Origin of the sequence: Aquimarina rubra, assembly GCF_042684305.1 — a bacterium.
Taxonomy (GTDB): Bacteria; Bacteroidota; Bacteroidia; order Flavobacteriales; family Flavobacteriaceae; genus Aquimarina; species Aquimarina rubra.
On record NZ_JBHULE010000019.1, the window covers coordinates 1466162 to 1482296 of the forward strand.

A 16135-nucleotide genomic window follows, 5' to 3' on the forward strand; every position below is an offset into this window, starting at 1 on the left:
TATGAATACTGATATAGAAAACTTATTTAAGGATAAGGTTTTAGGGCATCCCGCAGGACTATTTGTACTCTTTTTTACAGAAATGTGGGAACGATTTTCATTCTACGGGATGAGAATTCTCTTGGTAATATTTTTAACTCAACCATTGTTTGGAGAAAACCCTGGATGGGCCAATTGGCCGCGTGAACATGCATTAGCTTTATTTGGAACATATGCGTCCCTTTTATATTTAACACCGATTTTAGGTGGATATATCGCTGATAAAATAACTGGATATCGCTGGGCAGTTACGATTGGATGTCTAATTATGACCTTGGGACACGTTTCTATGGCGTTCGAAACAGAAACTACCTTGTATATTGGATTAGGATTGTTGGTAATAGGAACTGGTTTATTTAAACCAAATATTACTTCTATTATTTCAGAAATGTATAAAGGTAATGACGCTAAAAAAGATGGTGCATATACCATATTTTATATGGGTGTAAATGCAGGAGCATTTTTTGGCATTATGCTTTGTGGTTACCTGGGAGAAAACTTTAGTTGGGCATTAGGCTTCGGATTAGCAGGGATTTTTATGTTTTTGGGAATGATTCAATTTTGGTTGGCAAATCCTTTGTTTGGCGAAATAGGAGCAAAACCTAAGAAAGAAGCAAAAACAGAAGTAATTTTAGAAAAAGGAGATAAACTTAATCCTTTTACAACTATAGATAAAATTTTAATCGCAGTTAGCGCAATCATAGGATTTACTTGGTTGATTAATGATCCCATGTCTAAAATTGGAAATGTCAATTTGTTTGACTTCACTATGGGTGGTTATGAAGGCCCTACGGTTGTCATCGTATTTGGAGTATTATTATTTTTGTTTTTAATTATTTCAAGGATTATTAGATATAGTACCACAGTTAGAGACAGAATGATTGCAGTTGCGATTTTTGCTTTCTTTACTGTATTTTTTTGGGCAGCATTTGAACAGGCTGCTGGATCTTTGAATATTTTTGCTAGAGATTACACGGCAAGGGATCTTACTGGTTCTTCTGCCCTAATTTTTAAAAGTATAGATGCTATCCTAACGGTAGTGCCTCTAGCTATTATTTCCTGGGTTTTGTATTTATTATTTAAAAAGACATTTTCTAAGATAGGTATATCTAATGTAGTGCTATCTGTATCTTTTATTATTATTTGGGGAATTGTGATTTGGAAATTGAATAATGAGTTTAGCAAGGATACCACCGAGGTAAGTGCTACCTGGTTTGGGATTTTAAATTCATTTTTTATAATTGCCTTGGCTCCATTATTTTCTAAATGGTGGGAGAGCAAATATAACCCTAGTGCGGCTTTTAAATATGGTTTTGGATTAGCTTTGTTAGGTTTCGGTTTTGCACTATTGGCATATGGTTCTTCTGGAATACCACAAGGAGCAAAGACAGCATCCGTTAGTATGATTTGGTTGATTTTAGCATATCTATTCCATACTTTAGGGGAGTTGTGTTTATCACCAGTTGGATTGTCTTACCTAAGTAAATTAGTTCCTGGTAGAATGATCGCCTTTATGTTTGGTATCTGGTATTTGGCAATTGCGATTGGTCAGAAAGCAGCGGGAACATTAGGAGGAATGATTGATGAGGTTACAGCTAATTATAATTTATCAACTTTTTTCTTGATATTTACAATAGTTCCAATAGCCGCTGGAGCCTTAATAATGATCTTAAACCCATTGTTAAAGAAATTAATGCACGGAATCCGTTAATACTAAAAACACTACTTTACCCGTTACCCAAAACGGGTGAAGTTTTTAATAAGGAACAGTTTTTGTTTCGACTAATATGTAAAAGCAAATTTTAAACAGATGAAAAACCTACTTTTTCTAATTGGATTTCTATTCGTGTTGCCAATCCAGGCACAAGAGATCAAATGGATGTCGATGAATGAAGCGCTGGAGGCACAAAAGAAAGCCCCTAAGAAGATTTTTATGGATGTATATACCAATTGGTGCGGTCCTTGTAAATTACTCGATAAAAAAACGTTTCACAATAAAGATGTAGTTGAATACGTAAACACTAATTACTACGCAGTTAAGTTTAATGGTGAAGGAACTGAGGAAATTCATTACAACGATTTCACCTACACCAATCCTAATTATAATCCGGATAGAAAAGGAAGAAATAGTCAACACTTTTTTGCAAATGCATTAAAAATAAGCGGATACCCAAGTATTGTTTTCTTTGATGAAAAAGGTAATTTAATTGCACCAGTGGTTGGATATAAGACACCACAGCAATTGGAGATTTATTTGAAGATGATTCACAATAATGACTATAAAAAGTTAACCAGTGCAGAAGCCTGGCAGCAATATGAGCAATCATTTGTAAGTACATTTAGTAATTAAAAACTACATTCTTCAATACATAAACTTGATCCCTTTTATCAATTTGGTAAAAGGGATTTTTTTTATTGCAATTTGCTGATTTTGTGAGTGCTAATAAAAGCTACATAACTTATCTGAAAAAAGAGGGTAACATAAGCTGCATTCTTGATACTTATAGATACAAATCAAACAAGAAAGTATAAAATGAAAAAAAGCATATTCAGTCTAGCTGTATTTTGCGTAATGTTTAATGTCGGTTTTGCTCAAGAAGTAAGTTTAATAGGGAGATTAAATGGAAGTATAGGTTTTAATTACGAATCTATTGACTATAATGGAGGTAGTATGGCGTATAGTCCGGGTGGAGGAATGGGACTGGAAGTTGGTGCAGAATATAACATCTTTAAAGGTTTATATGGATATGGAACCTTGGGATATCAATATAATTTAGCTATTCAGCTGCAAAGTGGTAATGGAGGTTCAAATAAAAGTTCTGTGACTTTTAGCCGAACATTTTTTACGTTAGGGATACATAAACTTTTTAAATTATCAGATAATACATTGAATGGAATAGTCATTGGGGTAGGAGGTAATTATAGTATTCCTGGTAGACTTAAAATTACTGAAAATGATTTTTCAGCAGATCCTATTAAGTATAAATCAAACGTAGGCTTTCATATAGATGCAAAACTTAGGTTAAAGTTGTCGGATAAATTTTTCTTAGAACCAGGATTAAGATATCGACAATTAGAACTAGAGGCAGAGTCATTTGGTTCTAATGGTATTGATGTATTACCATCTCATTTAAGAACATTGAATACTTCTGGAATTGAAATTGCACTATCAGTAATTAAGAAATTGTAGGTTAAGTTCGTTGAAAATTAACAACTCTCTTTGTTAAATACTGAAAATGGGGGTTTTTTTAAGTAAAAGTTGCTATATACTTGCACTTTAAAATTATTTAATATAATTAGAGATTACTATGAGAAAAATGGGCTTATTACTATTTCTTTTGACTTTTGTTTCGGTGAAGTCTCAGGTTATAGTCACTTTTACAGAACCTAAGAGAATGGATGCCAAAGAGTTTACTCCGGTTACTATTTATACCAAAAGTGATAGTATTGTAAAAGGATATGGATTTCTTAGTGCCATAAACTACAGTTCGCACGCTGTTAGATTTATTCCGTCCAAACCTTCAAAAAAAATCATAGAGCAAGTGAGTTGGACTAGCTTTTATGCAGAGGATTTAATTAAGGTTGAAATTGAGTATAAATCTAAAATATTGAAACTTTTTCCCGTTAAACCCAAAAGTAATGGTTTTGGAATAGGAGCTACACATTTATATCATAAAATATATGAAAACAATTCAGTAAAGTTATTTTGTCACGTATATGGTATTCCTTTTATTAATAAGAAAAAATGTGCTTATTTAGTTTTGAAGAACGGAGAAGAAAAGGCTGGACAGATTGTTATGAAATTATCTGATAAACCAAAAAAAATGCCTGAAAGAGCTGGGAATTTCTTTGACGATTGTCCGAAACTACAGAACAAAATAAAAGCAGGTGAATATCAAAAGAGTTTAAAAGGGCTAATTTCAATTTTAGATTTTTATGACATAAGCTGTCAGAAACATAATTAATTTCGGATTTAAAATAATTTAAAATTCTCTTTTATCCATTTGATAAAAGAGAATTTTTGTTGAAATATAAATGAATCATTTTATTACTTATTAAAAACATGCCTTAATTTAAGGTGAGTTCAATATAACAACAACTGTTACTCAGTGTTTTAAAATTTAACAAAGTCCCTTCTCCTTGGACGACATTGTAATAGCAATGGGCGAGATTGCGCGTAGGAGTTAGGATGAGGGGTTTTCACATCAAAAACCCTCACCTTAATCCTCTCCCACAGGGAGAGGAAACCAAAAAGCATTAATTATCAGGTGCTTAAATTGTTTGTGTCATATTTTCTTATATCCAACGCACATGAATTTAGAGAAATAATACTTTTAAATGAACTAGGAATTATTCCTAATTTTATATCTTTGTTTTGGAAATATTCCTAGTTATAGAGATTCGTTAAACTTCATTAAAAGAATCTTAAAAATGCAATTATGGAGTATGTTTTGCTTTTATAACATAAAACAAAACATATGCTCAGCACCAATACTTAATTGAATAAATATACCTTATGAGTGGTATTAAGTATGAAATACAAAACAGAAAGCTTAGATCCTATAAGCATACATTCGATTATAACTTTTGTAAGCAAAAGTATGATGAATACGCGCTGATGGATTTGAATGAGTTCAAAAAATGTTTAAAAAATCCCGAAAAACTCGGGGAGATCGGACATTTATGTAGTTTTATTCTTTGGGTTAAAAACAAGGATCAAGATGAATATCGTGATTGTTTAGGTGATTATGGATTGATTCATTTATTATTTCATTGTCTTGAGAGTAAACATAATGCGGATATTCATGCGGAATATATTCATATGCTATTTAAAGAAGACATTAAATTAGCATAAAAATCTTCAAATTATACATTTGCGTCCGTAAAAGAAAGTTATTTCTTACAAACAACTCCTTAAAAAACAAATTTTATAGCAAAAATGTGTTAAATTTTATAAAAAAATGCATTTCAACGATGATATTTGCATATAATCGTTATATTTGACCAGAATTGAAATAATTAATAAACCAAATCGTTAATTAAAAGTATTTAAAACCTTCCCTAAATTTTTATGGTTTTAAATATTTCAACTGAGCTTAACCTATTATGAAAAAACGTTTCATCATTGCCCCTTCAATGTTGTTTTTAATTGCATTGCTTTTTCCTCTTATTTCAGCAAATAAAATTCAAGCACCCGAGCTATCTAAACCGTTACCTAAAGTACAAGCATCAACTGATTTTTTCAAAAATCCAATCTCGGATATGCAAAAAGAGCTTTTGGTAGAAGCTATCGAATCTTATTTTGATAAAGCACTAAAACAGCATAAAATTGTTGGAGCAGGTGTTGGTATTGTAAAATGTGATTCTGTTATTTATTTAGGAGGTTTTGGAAAAAGAAATGCTTCTTTAAATGATACAATAAATGAAGAGACTATTTTTAGAATCGGATCTGTTTCTAAAGGTTTTGCAGGTGTATTGTCAGGGATGTATGTAGAAGAAGGATTACTTAATTGGGAAGACAAAGTAAACCAGTATGTTCCATCTTTTCAGTTAGCCAGTAAGAAATGGACCGATAGCGTAACGCTATCTCACATTTTGTCTCATTCATCAGGATTGCCTTATCATAGTTTTACTAATTTGGTTGAAGACGGTGTAGATTTGAATACCATTGCAGGTCAGTTTAGGAGTATTCCAACTATTGATAAACCTGGTAAAATATATAGTTATCAAAACGCGGTATTTGCGCTTAGCGGAGAAATGATTGAAAAAGTTACCGGAAAGTCTTATGGAGAAGCAATCGCAGAAAAGATTTTTAAGCCTCTTAAAATGACTACTGCATCTACAGACTACAATTCTCTAAAGGAATCTTCTAACGTAGCAATGCCACATAGAAAATATGGAAGACGCTGGAAGTCTTTGAAAATAAATCAAAAATATTATAATGCCATACCTGCCGGAGGAGTAAATGCCAGTGTAACGGATATGGCAAAATGGATGCGATTTTTATTAGGTCATAATCCAAATGTAATGAGTGCCGATGGTTTAAAAAATGTTTTTAATCCGGTAATCAATCTTCCTGGTAGAAGTAAGTATTACCAGAGATGGGAGGGACACCAAGGATCACACTACGCACATGGATGGCGTATTCACGACTTCAAGGATAGAAATACCGGAGAATCAAATAGAATGATACATCACGGAGGTCACGTTAATAGTTACAGAAGTGAGATTGCTATTTTTCCACAGGAAGACCTTGGAATTACCATACTTTTTAATAGCCCTACTAAATTAGCAAGAACCGTAATTCCTGATCTTCATAAGATTGTGAAGCAAGTTATGGAAATGCCTGAGCAGGAATTAATTGCAGAGGTTTCTGATCTGAAGAGTACATTATAAGTTTATTTTATCTAAAAATATATGCTCCCTTTTTATCCGTACGATGAAAAGGGATTTTTTGTTTTATACAGGTTAACTCCCATTGATCCAGATAACTTTTATAGTTACTACCATCCGCAATAATCTGTTTGGGTTTTAGGATCTCGATGACTCTACTTAAATGAATTTTTGGGGAGTTAGTTAAAACAATAATATCGGGTTTTAATTCTTTAAGATTATAAATACCAACTTTATCTATGATTAGAATAATTTTCTTTTTGTAGGCATACACATTATGTAGTTTTTTGTTAGCTATAAATTGTGAGTTGTTTTCTACAAGATATCCCTGCAACACGTAGTTTTTGGTGGATTCAGAAATAGAATCCTTACTGTATATATTTAAACACCGGTTTTGTAGAATACCGACGGTTGTATTACGCTGATTATGGAAAAGAATCAGCTCTTCTCTTTCGTTATTTTGTAATTTCTCATACATCAAATTAGACAGTAGAAAAATAATACTGATAGCTATCAGATAAATTCGTAAGACATTTCGATTTTTAAAAACCAATACCAGAGAAATTATAAAAAAGTACCCGAGAATAAGCATTCGCCAAGAGAACGAAATTTCAGTTATTAAAAAAGCTTCCTGTTTTGAAACTAAGTGTACGATAAAATTTATCGCATCTATGCAATTTCCAAAAGTAGTTGCCAACCAATCTGGCAATAGTTGAATTTGGGATAATATAATTACCAATATTCCAAAACCTAATATTATACCCAATATGGGAATGATCATTAGGTTTGCTATAAAAAATAGAAGCGGAAATTGATGAAAGTAAAATAAAGTTAAAGGTAATAAGCCAAGTTGCGCCGCAATGGTGACCGTAAAAGTTTCCCATAGTACTTTACCAATGTAAAATCGTGGTTTTAATAACTTGACCAAGGACGGTTGTATCCATACAATTGCAAAAACAGCCAAATAGCTTAACTGAAACCCTACAGAAAATAATAGCAATGGACGTAAACATAATAGAACAAACATAGAGACAATCAACGCGTTGTAAATACTGGTTTTGGAACGAATATGTAACCCTATTGCAATAAAAGAAAACATAGTTACCGCTCTAAGTACTGAGGGCGATAAGCCGGCAATAACTGCAAAACACCAAAGAAGTAATATGATAATAATGGTTTTGGCCATCTTACCAATCTTTTTAAAACGGTCTAAGGGTTTTAGTATGAAATTTAGTAGCATTAAAAGTATACCAACATGCAATCCTGAAACCGCTAAAATATGAATAGCTCCTGCATCGCGGTAATCCGTTAGAGTGTCATTGTCTATGTCCTGTCTTTGTCCCAGAAGCAATGCATTTATAATGGATAATTGTTTCTTACTAAAATTATGGGATTTCAGTTTTTGGTTGATGTTGGTTCTGATCAAAGTAGCTAAACGGTTGATAGAAAATATAGAGGAATTGGTTGGGATTAATTTACTAAATTCTGTAGTCGTTTTATGAAAAATATAGTTTTGAGCCAAATAAGAAGCATAATCAAATTGATTAGGATTAAGCGGCTTGGGTATGGGTTTAATTTGTGAGTATGAGATATAAGATGTTCCGGTAATAAGGGGTGGCTGCAAGCTATCTTTGGGCAGTTGAAGTAATAATCTTCCAGTAGTCTTTTTGTTTTCTATTGATGTTAATGTAATTACATATTTTTCATAGTAATTAGTAGGCTTCAGACGTTCTCTGATATGAAAGTGAATGGTTACAAGGTCTTTTTGAAATGTATCTGAAAAATGAGTATAATGGTTTGGATTGTTTTGTGGAGAATGAATAGTTACTAATGTAATTCCTAAAAAAGTAAAATTTATGATCACCAATACACTAAACCAAATTGCACTATGAAATATTTTTTTTGAATACCACCAAGAAGTAGCCAAACCAATTATGGCTGCGGTCAGAAAAATAATTATACACATCAAATTAATATCGATGTAATAGCCGATAGTAATCCCAATTATCAAAGAAAAGGTTAGAATGAAAAATGGAATATTGAGTAATTTATTCACAGGTTTTATGATTAATTACAGGGTATTGAAGGCCCTATAACTAATCGTGTCCAATTAGACACACATGTTACCTGTATCATCCTCTTTTTGTTAGTTGTAAAACATACTGTCGTGTAAATCAGCTCTAGAATAATGAGTGTGTTTTACCTTTACTATTAAAAATCCTCTTATTGAGTTTTTTGATAATAGCTAAGCCTCAATTATTAAAAACTGATGTATGCGAATCAGTGATTTAGTGAATTGATTACTATGAAAATGACAGTCCGTTTTGTGTAATAATGAGGTTATTTAGCGTTATTCCGAATTTATTTCGGAATCTCATTACGCTTATAAACAATAATTTATAATTAGAACCTGAAACAAGTTCAGGTTGACGATTATGATTTATTATAGATTACGGATATTCAATAATGAAAAGACTTTAAAATAATGGATACTAGAAAAGATTATAATTGAATTTCGAATAAATTACTTTCTAATACGATTTCTTCTTCTAGTTCTAGTTCCAGAAGATTCATTTGTTCTATCATGTATGGTTACTCTTCCGGTATCAATTTTTACTGTATAATCAGGGTGTGGTCCGTGCGGGTCAACGTCTAGGAGTTTATGTAAACTCATATTTGACGTTGGGCCAAAATTATACGTTTCTTGATATCCTTCATGAGTCAATGCATCTATTCTTTTGCCATCGTGACGTATAATCATCTCAAATTCACCTCCGATACCAGTTTCATTATCTGGGCGCAAGAATTTTCTGCTATAGGGCTGCATACCAATAAGACTTCCAAAATATCTTGATTTAGGAGTATGGAACCAGTTTTTGAATCTAGAGGCTTCTTCCCATAGATATCCTCTGTTATCCCTAAATTTATTAGCCATAAAATGTGTAAGTGTAGTGACTTCTTTTTTTACATTAAAAAGATTCCTGTTCAGATGGTAATAAATAAATTGTTCTTCATCGTATTCTTTTCCATTAACTTTGGCGTCAATGACTTTTTTTACTTCTAAAGGGTCTAAAGAGTATTCCATTTAAATAAGAGATTTGAATTACTAAATTAATGTATTTCAGGGAATAAAACTTGTAAATAGAACAGAAAATAAGAAGTTTTCGATTACAAAATCCTTCTTGCTTGGGTAAAACACTTATTCCAATATCTTTCCTCTAAGCTGGATATGGTTACTCCTTTTGAGGTAGAGGCGTGGATGAACTCAATTCGTCTTCCTGTGGCAACTACAAGTCCTACGTGATTAATAACGTTTTTATTTTTGTTAGTTTTAAAAAATAATAGATCACCAATAGCAACATTTTCAAGAGAAATTTTATCTCCTTGCGTAGACATCGCTCTGGAAGTTCTTGGGAGCACGACTTCTCCTTTTTTAAAAGATGTATATACCAATCCAGAACAGTCCATACCTTTTTTGGTAGTACCACCATATTTATAGCGCGTTCCTTCAAAAGCTTTGGCATAGTTTATTATACTTTTTATCTTTTTGTTTTTGGGGTTAGTTACTACTTTTGTCTTTGTTGTCTTTTTGGTCTTTCGAGTAGAAACAGCACTATTCTTTTTTCCTCCTCCACAAGAAGAAAGCATAGCGCCAAGTATAAATAATATTGTAACTAACTTGTTTGTATTCATTTAGATAGTTTTTTACTTTATAGCATCTACAATTAAGTGGGCCGTTTTATCACTAGCTCCTTTACCTCCCAACTTTTTTTCAAGATCATAATAATCTAAAAACATGACAGCTCTTTGATAGTCATCCAAGATGTTTGTAAGCTCTTCTTTTAGTTTTTTAGTGTTGAAATCACCTTGAATTAACTCTGTAACCACCGGTTTATCCATGATTAAATTTACCAATGAGATATAGTCCAGATTTATGACTCTTTTTGCAATTTGATAGGAAATAGCGCTTCCTTTGTAGCAGACAACTTCAGGAACTTTGAACAAGGCAGTTTCTAGAGTTGCTGTTCCAGAAGTCACCAAAGCAGCATTACTCAGGCTAAGTAAGTCGTAGGTTTGATTCATAACCAAATGCACACCTTCTTTCTTTATAAATGGAGTATAGAATTCCGGATCCTGACTTGGTGCTCCGGCAATAATAAATTGATAATCCGGAAAATCATCTACCACACTTAGCATGACCTCGAGCATCTTTCTGATTTCTTGTTTTCTGCTTCCGGGAAGTATGGCTACAATCGGTCTGTCATCTAGATTATGAAGGGTTTTAAATTCATCGGGTAAAATTTGTTGATGATCTGCAATGGCGTCAATTAGTGGATGACCTACAAAATTAACCGGGAAATTGTGTTTGTCTTCATAAAAATGTTTTTCGAATGGTAAGATTACATACATAGCATCAATGCACTGTTTGATACTTTTGATTCTTCCTTCTTTCCAGGCCCATATTTGGGGAGATATATAGTAATGTGTACGAAACCCTTTTTCTTTTGCCCACTTTGCAATGCGAAGATTAAATCCAGGATAATCAATAAATATGATAACATCTGGTTGGTAATCTATGATGTCTTTTTTACAGAGTTTGATGTTTTTAAGTATCGTAAATAAATTTAGAATAACTTCTATAAATCCCATAAAAGCCAATTCTCTATAGTGTTTAACCATAGATCCTCCAACATTCTGCATTAAATCTCCGCCCCAGAATCTGAATTCTGCATTAGGGTCTTCTTTAATAATAGACTTCATCAGGTTAGCACCGTGTAAATCGCCTGATGCCTCTCCAGCTATAAGATAATATTTCATCTTAGATATACTTTCTCCATGGGTTAAATAAATTTACTAATTGCAATACCAACAGCCGCAATTAGTGTAGCAAGAAGCACGCCACGTGCTCTGTAAGGTTTATTTTGTTTTAAAAATAAAAAGAAAATGATCAGATTAAGAATAGCTCCTAATGCGATTAAACTTCCTAAAAAATTATTCTGCTGTGCCGCTTTTAATGTTTCTTTTATGCCTAGTTCAGAAAATAACAATATGTATAAAATAATACCGATACTATTTGCTACTATTCCTGTAAAAAAACCAATAAGAATCTCTTTTTTAATCATGTAACGGCCAATTGTTTAGTTCTTGTATAAAATGATGTGCAGTAAGATCAAATTGAGTGGGGACAATAGAAACATATCCGTTGTGCAAAGCCCATTCATCAGTATCTTCACCTTTGTCTTCGTTAATAAATTTTCCGGAAAGCCAGTAGTAATCTCTTCCCATTGGGTTGGTTCTTTTGTCAAATTCTTCCACCCAATGTGCATTTGCTTGTCGGCAGATTTTGATACCTTTTATGTCTTCTTCATCTAGTTTTGGGATATTCACATTAAGAACGATCCCTTTTGGTAATCCGTGGTTAAGTACATTTTCAACAATTGTTTTCACATACTTTTTACAAGGTTCAAAATTGGCATTCATACTATAATCCAGTAAAGAAAATCCAATGGCGGGGATTCCTTCGATACCAGCTTCTACAGCGGCACTCATTGTACCAGAATAAATAACATTTATTGCAGAATTAGAACCGTGGTTAATTCCACTGACACACAAGTCAGGTTTTCGCTGTAATATTTCTCTGGTAGCCATTTTGACACAGTCTACTGGAGTTCCGGAACAACTATATTCTTTCTGAGGTCCGTTTTTGTCGATTGTTATTGGGTCACAATGTAAAGTGCTATTAATTGTAATCGCGTGACCCATAGCGCTCTGAGGACTATCTGGAGCCACTACGCAAACATCACCGATTTCGTTCATAATACCAATTAGAGTTCTTATTCCCGGGGCGGTAATACCATCATCATTGGTAACTAATATCAACGGTTTTCTTTGTGGCATAGGATTATTTTTTTCAACGGTAAAAATACATTTTTTTTATTCTAAATATATTATTCGTAATCAGTAGCATACATTATTAGTTCATTTAAGAAAAATTTAGTAATATTACCTGTTATTGGCACGATTTTTAATGTATTTTGCCAGTGACACCCCTAAATTAAAAATGAGCGTATGAAAAAGAGTTTTTTGGTATTAATGCTTACCGTAATTGTATCAGCTGTCTCCTGCAGCTTTACAACAAAAATTGAAAATGATCCTGATAAAGATCGTATACTGATAGATTTAATTAGTTACGTATTAAGTAAAGGTCATTATGATGCAAAGGATATTAATGACGATTTCTCCAAGAATGTTTTTGTTGATTATATCGATGCATTGGATCCTTTAAAACGATATTTTTATAAGAGTGATATAGAAGAATTTAAAAAATTCGAAACTTTAATCGATGATCAGATTCGAGATAAGGAGATTGATTTTTTCAACCTTACTTATGAGAGGTTACAACAAAGAATGAACGAAGCCAGATCTCTTTATAAAGAAATATTAGAAGGTCCTTTTAATTTTGAAAAGAAGGAATCCATTAACACTGATTACGATAAGTTAGCATATGCTAGCAATAAGAAAGAAATGAAGAATCGTTGGAGATTGCAACTCAAGTTTAATGCATTATCCAGTTATTATGATAAGGTAGATGAGCAAATCGACTCTATTACAAAAAATAAAAATTTTAAAAGAAAATCTGCTGTTGTCCTAGAAGAAGAATCTCGTGAATTAACAAAGACTTCATTACAAGAATATTTTGAGTTTGCTGATGATTTGGAGAGAAAAGATTGGTTTTCTATATATATCAATTCTATTGTAGAAGAATTTGATCCTCATACATATTATTTTGCTCCACAGGATAAAGATCGTTTTGATATTGCCATGTCTGGTAAGTTAGAAGGAATAGGGGCTAGACTACAGAAAAAAAATGACAATGTAAAAATTGTAGAAATTATTTCTGGTGGACCAGCTTGGAGAGGTAATAAAGTAGAGGTAGGAGATTTCATCATGAAGGTAAAGCAAGAAGATGAAATCGAGCCTGTAAGTATTGTAGGAATGAGGCTTGATGATGCAGTAAGTCTTATAAAAGGGCCAAAAGGGACTAAAGTAACATTGACAGTTAAAAAAGTAGACGGAACCATAGAAAATGTTGAAATTGTTAGGGATGTGGTTGAACTGGAAGAAACGTATGCGAAATCTTCTTTAGTTAAGAAGAATGATAAAAACTATGGTATCATAAATTTACCAAAGTTTTACTTTAATATGCAGGATTATAACCAACGTAATGCAGCAAAGGATGTAAAGCAAGAAATTATACGCCTGAAAGAACAGGATATGGAAGGACTGGTTATAGATCTGAGAGATAATGGAGGTGGATCATTACAAACAGTTGTTGATATTGCAGGGCTATTTATAGATAAAGGTCCTATAGTTCAGGTAAGAACAAAAGGAGAATCACCAGAAGTGCTAAGTGATAAAGACCGAAACATCTTATGGGATGGTCCATTGGTTATTTTAGTTAATGAACTTTCGGCTTCAGCTTCTGAGATATTAGCTGCTGCCATGCAGGATTATAAAAGAGCCATCATTATAGGTAGCAAACAAACCTACGGAAAGGGAACAGTACAGAACGTAATGGATCTTAATCGATGGATGCGCAGTAATGATTTTGGTGATTTAGGAGCGTTGAAATTAACCACTCAAAAATTCTATAGGGTAAATGGTGGTTCTACGCAATTAGAAGGAGTAAAAAGTGATGTAGTTGTTCCAGATCGTTACAGTTATATTGATATTGGTGAGAAGGATCAGGAAAATCCATTACCTTGGGATAAGATTCCTGCGGCAGATTATACATTATGGGACGGTTATATAGATTTTGATCAAACCATTAATAAAAGTAAAGCCCGTATGGCAACTAATGAGCAATTGAAACTTATTGAGGAAAATGCTAAGTGGGTTAGAGAAAAGAGAGATGTAAATAAATATTCACTTAACTATAATGACTACAAAGCGAATATAGAGCTTAACGAAAAGCAGGCAGAACGTTTTGAACGTCTAAATGATTACAAAACGAATCTAACTTTTGAATCGTTACCATATGAGCAAGATCTTATGAAAAAGGATTCAATTCTTAAGGAAAAGAGAAGCAGATGGCATCAAAACTTAAGCAAAGACGTATATGTAGAAGAGGCATTGAGCGTTTTAGAGGACATGAAGATCAATAATATACGTAGATCCAAAAATCCACTTACACTAAAGAATTAATTTGCTTTAATGCAAAAGACAAAATCAAATTCATTATCAAAGTTAGCGCTCCAAAGATTTAAGAAAAATTTTTGGGGCGTTTTGAGTTTTTGGTTTATTGTTTTTTGTGCATTGATGGCGGTTATCGCCTATATGTTGGCACCTGATAGTTCTAAGAATGCAAATCAGATGCATTTATCCATCCACTCTAAAAGCCCTGGGTTTTCTGTAAAAATGTTAACTATACCTTCCAATACTTTATCGGATCAATCATATCTTAACAAGATATTTTTTGGCACGAAAAACATGGATACCGAAATCCCGATTGAGGGATATAGTTTCAACGATACATTTCTGGAAATCACGCCATATACGGAAGGAGAGCTAACAGGGATTTCTAAAAGAATTGAGTTAACGAGTTTCCCTGATCAGCTCACAAAAGATGAAATAGCGCAAGAATTTATAGAAGATCGGACTTTTATTTTAGGAACGGATAAATACGGAAGAGATTTGTTAAGCAGAATGTTAATCGGGATTCGAATTTCGTTTTCGATTGGGTTTGTCGCGGTATTTATCTCGTTACTGTTAGGTATATCTTTAGGAGCGATTGCAGGGTATTTTGGAGGAAAAGCGGATGTGTTCATAATGTGGTTAATTAATGTAACCTGGTCTATACCAACCTTGCTTTTGGTTATCGCAATAACATTAGCTCTAGGTAAAGGTTTTTGGCAGGTTTTTATAGCAGTTGGACTAACTATGTGGGTAGAAGTGGCTCGAGTTGTTAGAGGTCAGGTATTGAGCATAAAACAAATGCAGTATGTAACAGCAGCAAAAGCGTTAGGTTATAATCACTTTAGAATCATCACAAAACATATACTACCTAACAGTTTAGCTCCCGTTATAGTTATCTCTGCAGCTAATTTTGCGGCAGCTATTTTAATAGAAAGTGGATTAAGTTTTTTAGGAATTGGAGCACAACCACCTATGGCAAGTTGGGGTGCTATGATTAAAGATCATTACTCGTATATTATTTTAGGAAAAGCATATCTAGCTATTATTCCGGGATTAGGCATTATGAGTCTTGTTATGGCTTTTATGTTGATTGGTAATGCGTTGCGAGATGCGCTAGATGTGAAAGGATAAGTAAGCGATAATAAAATTAAGAGGATAAAACTTTTTAGTTTTATCCTCTTAATAACTTTAAAACATTCTGATTTAACAAAATAGTTTTCTTTTTAGAAACAAGGAGGCCCTTGTACCCAAGAAGTTCCATTATGATAGCAACAACTCAATAAAGGCTTACAACCTCTTCCACGGTTACTGGCATTAGAAAAAACGTATACACCTCCGTGCACATCTTTTTGTTGTTCTTTGGAAAGCGTTTTAGCTCCCGCAATTTTTTTAATTTGTTTCATAATTAAAGGTTTTAAAAGTGAATAATTATTTTTACCGGGCTCCGCCATTGCATACATCGTTGGTACATGTATAATATGGGTCGTTTCCTAAAAATGGATATTGC

Annotated in this window: 15 protein-coding genes; 8 read left to right on the top strand and 7 right to left on the bottom strand. The window is 33.0% G+C overall.

Annotated features, from left to right (window positions below; translation table 11 throughout):
- The first annotated feature begins 1 nt into the window (after window position 1).
- The 6 genes from ACFSR1_RS14915 (at window position 2) to ACFSR1_RS14940 (ending at window position 6435) form a co-directional block, all read left to right on the top strand.
- Window positions 2–1750 carry a peptide MFS transporter gene (locus ACFSR1_RS14915; RefSeq protein WP_378293821.1) on the top strand — a complete coding sequence of 583 codons (1749 nt, stop codon included), beginning with the start codon at window positions 2–4 and terminating at the stop codon, window positions 1748–1750.
- 99 nt (window positions 1751–1849) lie between these two features.
- On the top strand, window positions 1850–2389 hold the full coding sequence (locus ACFSR1_RS14920) for a thioredoxin family protein (protein WP_378293822.1): 540 nt from the start codon (window positions 1850–1852) through the stop codon (window positions 2387–2389).
- 183 nt (window positions 2390–2572) lie between these two features.
- Window positions 2573–3229, top strand: a complete 657-nt coding sequence (locus ACFSR1_RS14925; RefSeq protein WP_378293823.1) for a hypothetical protein — start codon at window positions 2573–2575, stop codon at window positions 3227–3229.
- Window positions 3230–3356: 127 nt separating this feature from the next.
- Window positions 3357–4004, top strand: a complete 648-nt coding sequence (locus ACFSR1_RS14930) for a hypothetical protein (protein ID WP_378293824.1) — start codon at window positions 3357–3359, stop codon at window positions 4002–4004.
- Window positions 4005–4555: 551 nt separating this feature from the next.
- The gene (locus ACFSR1_RS14935) at window positions 4556–4894 is read left to right on the top strand and encodes a hypothetical protein (RefSeq protein ID WP_378293825.1); all 339 of its coding nucleotides are present in this window, start codon (window positions 4556–4558) and stop codon (window positions 4892–4894) included.
- Window positions 4895–5145: 251 nt separating this feature from the next.
- Window positions 5146–6435 (top strand): serine hydrolase domain-containing protein, encoded by a 1290-nt coding sequence (locus tag ACFSR1_RS14940; RefSeq protein WP_378293826.1) that lies wholly within the window; start codon window positions 5146–5148, stop codon window positions 6433–6435.
- Between the two features lie 7 nt (window positions 6436–6442).
- Here ACFSR1_RS14940 and ACFSR1_RS14945 read toward each other — a convergent pair whose 3' ends face one another.
- The 6 genes from ACFSR1_RS14945 to surE all read right to left on the bottom strand — a co-directional run bounded on the left by ACFSR1_RS14945 (window position 6443) and on the right by surE (window position 12330).
- Entirely contained in the window at window positions 6443–8488 is a 2046-nt protein-coding gene (locus ACFSR1_RS14945) for a ComEC/Rec2 family competence protein (RefSeq protein ID WP_378293827.1), read from the bottom strand.
- A gap of 468 nt (window positions 8489–8956) precedes the next feature.
- Window positions 8957–9517: a hypothetical protein gene (locus ACFSR1_RS14950; protein ID WP_378293828.1), complete on the bottom strand. Its 561-nt coding sequence runs from the start codon at window positions 9515–9517 to the stop codon at window positions 8957–8959.
- 83 nt (window positions 9518–9600) lie between these two features.
- Window positions 9601–10125: a C40 family peptidase gene (locus ACFSR1_RS14955; RefSeq protein ID WP_378293829.1), complete on the bottom strand. Its 525-nt coding sequence runs from the start codon at window positions 10123–10125 to the stop codon at window positions 9601–9603.
- A gap of 12 nt (window positions 10126–10137) precedes the next feature.
- Window positions 10138–11250 carry a lipid-A-disaccharide synthase gene (gene lpxB / locus ACFSR1_RS14960; protein ID WP_378293830.1) on the bottom strand — a complete coding sequence of 371 codons (1113 nt, stop codon included), beginning with the start codon at window positions 11248–11250 and terminating at the stop codon, window positions 10138–10140.
- A gap of 23 nt (window positions 11251–11273) precedes the next feature.
- Window positions 11274–11555, bottom strand: coding sequence for a hypothetical protein (locus ACFSR1_RS14965; protein ID WP_378293831.1), 282 nt, complete (start codon window positions 11553–11555; stop codon window positions 11274–11276).
- Window positions 11548–12330 (bottom strand): 5'/3'-nucleotidase SurE, encoded by a 783-nt coding sequence (surE, locus tag ACFSR1_RS14970; protein ID WP_378293832.1) that lies wholly within the window; start codon window positions 12328–12330, stop codon window positions 11548–11550. The genes ACFSR1_RS14965 and surE overlap by 8 nt, the downstream gene beginning before the upstream one ends.
- A gap of 171 nt (window positions 12331–12501) precedes the next feature.
- Between surE and ACFSR1_RS14975 the strand changes: the two genes are divergently transcribed.
- Window positions 12502–14637, top strand: coding sequence for a carboxy terminal-processing peptidase (locus ACFSR1_RS14975; RefSeq protein ID WP_378293833.1), 2136 nt, complete (start codon window positions 12502–12504; stop codon window positions 14635–14637).
- Between the two features lie 9 nt (window positions 14638–14646).
- Window positions 14647–15759 carry an ABC transporter permease gene (locus ACFSR1_RS14980; RefSeq protein WP_378293834.1) on the top strand — a complete coding sequence of 371 codons (1113 nt, stop codon included), beginning with the start codon at window positions 14647–14649 and terminating at the stop codon, window positions 15757–15759.
- A 92-nt stretch (window positions 15760–15851) separates the two neighbouring features.
- On the opposite strand, the gene ACFSR1_RS14985 is transcribed toward ACFSR1_RS14980, so the two are convergent.
- Window positions 15852–16031: a hypothetical protein gene (locus ACFSR1_RS14985; RefSeq protein ID WP_378293835.1), complete on the bottom strand. Its 180-nt coding sequence runs from the start codon at window positions 16029–16031 to the stop codon at window positions 15852–15854.
- Window positions 16032–16135 lie beyond the last annotated feature (104 nt).

Coding starts and splice junctions, on each gene's coding strand:
- ACFSR1_RS14940 (WP_378293826.1), top strand. CDS start 5,146: ATGAAAAAACGTTTCATCATTGCCCCTTCAATGTTGTTTTTAATTGCA.
- ACFSR1_RS14925 (WP_378293823.1), top strand. CDS start 2,573: ATGAAAAAAAGCATATTCAGTCTAGCTGTATTTTGCGTAATGTTTAAT.
- surE (WP_378293832.1), bottom strand. CDS start 12,330: ATGCCACAAAGAAAACCGTTGATATTAGTTACCAATGATGATGGTATT.
- ACFSR1_RS14915 (WP_378293821.1), top strand. CDS start 2: ATGAATACTGATATAGAAAACTTATTTAAGGATAAGGTTTTAGGGCAT.
- ACFSR1_RS14985 (WP_378293835.1), bottom strand. CDS start 16,031: ATGAAACAAATTAAAAAAATTGCGGGAGCTAAAACGCTTTCCAAAGAA.
- ACFSR1_RS14955 (WP_378293829.1), bottom strand. CDS start 10,125: ATGAATACAAACAAGTTAGTTACAATATTATTTATACTTGGCGCTATG.
- ACFSR1_RS14935 (WP_378293825.1), top strand. CDS start 4,556: ATGAGTGGTATTAAGTATGAAATACAAAACAGAAAGCTTAGATCCTAT.
- ACFSR1_RS14965 (WP_378293831.1), bottom strand. CDS start 11,555: ATGATTAAAAAAGAGATTCTTATTGGTTTTTTTACAGGAATAGTAGCA.
- lpxB (WP_378293830.1), bottom strand. CDS start 11,250: ATGAAATATTATCTTATAGCTGGAGAGGCATCAGGCGATTTACACGGT.
- ACFSR1_RS14920 (WP_378293822.1), top strand. CDS start 1,850: ATGAAAAACCTACTTTTTCTAATTGGATTTCTATTCGTGTTGCCAATC.
- ACFSR1_RS14980 (WP_378293834.1), top strand. CDS start 14,647: ATGCAAAAGACAAAATCAAATTCATTATCAAAGTTAGCGCTCCAAAGA.
- ACFSR1_RS14930 (WP_378293824.1), top strand. CDS start 3,357: ATGGGCTTATTACTATTTCTTTTGACTTTTGTTTCGGTGAAGTCTCAG.
- ACFSR1_RS14950 (WP_378293828.1), bottom strand. CDS start 9,517: ATGGAATACTCTTTAGACCCTTTAGAAGTAAAAAAAGTCATTGACGCC.
- ACFSR1_RS14975 (WP_378293833.1), top strand. CDS start 12,502: ATGAAAAAGAGTTTTTTGGTATTAATGCTTACCGTAATTGTATCAGCT.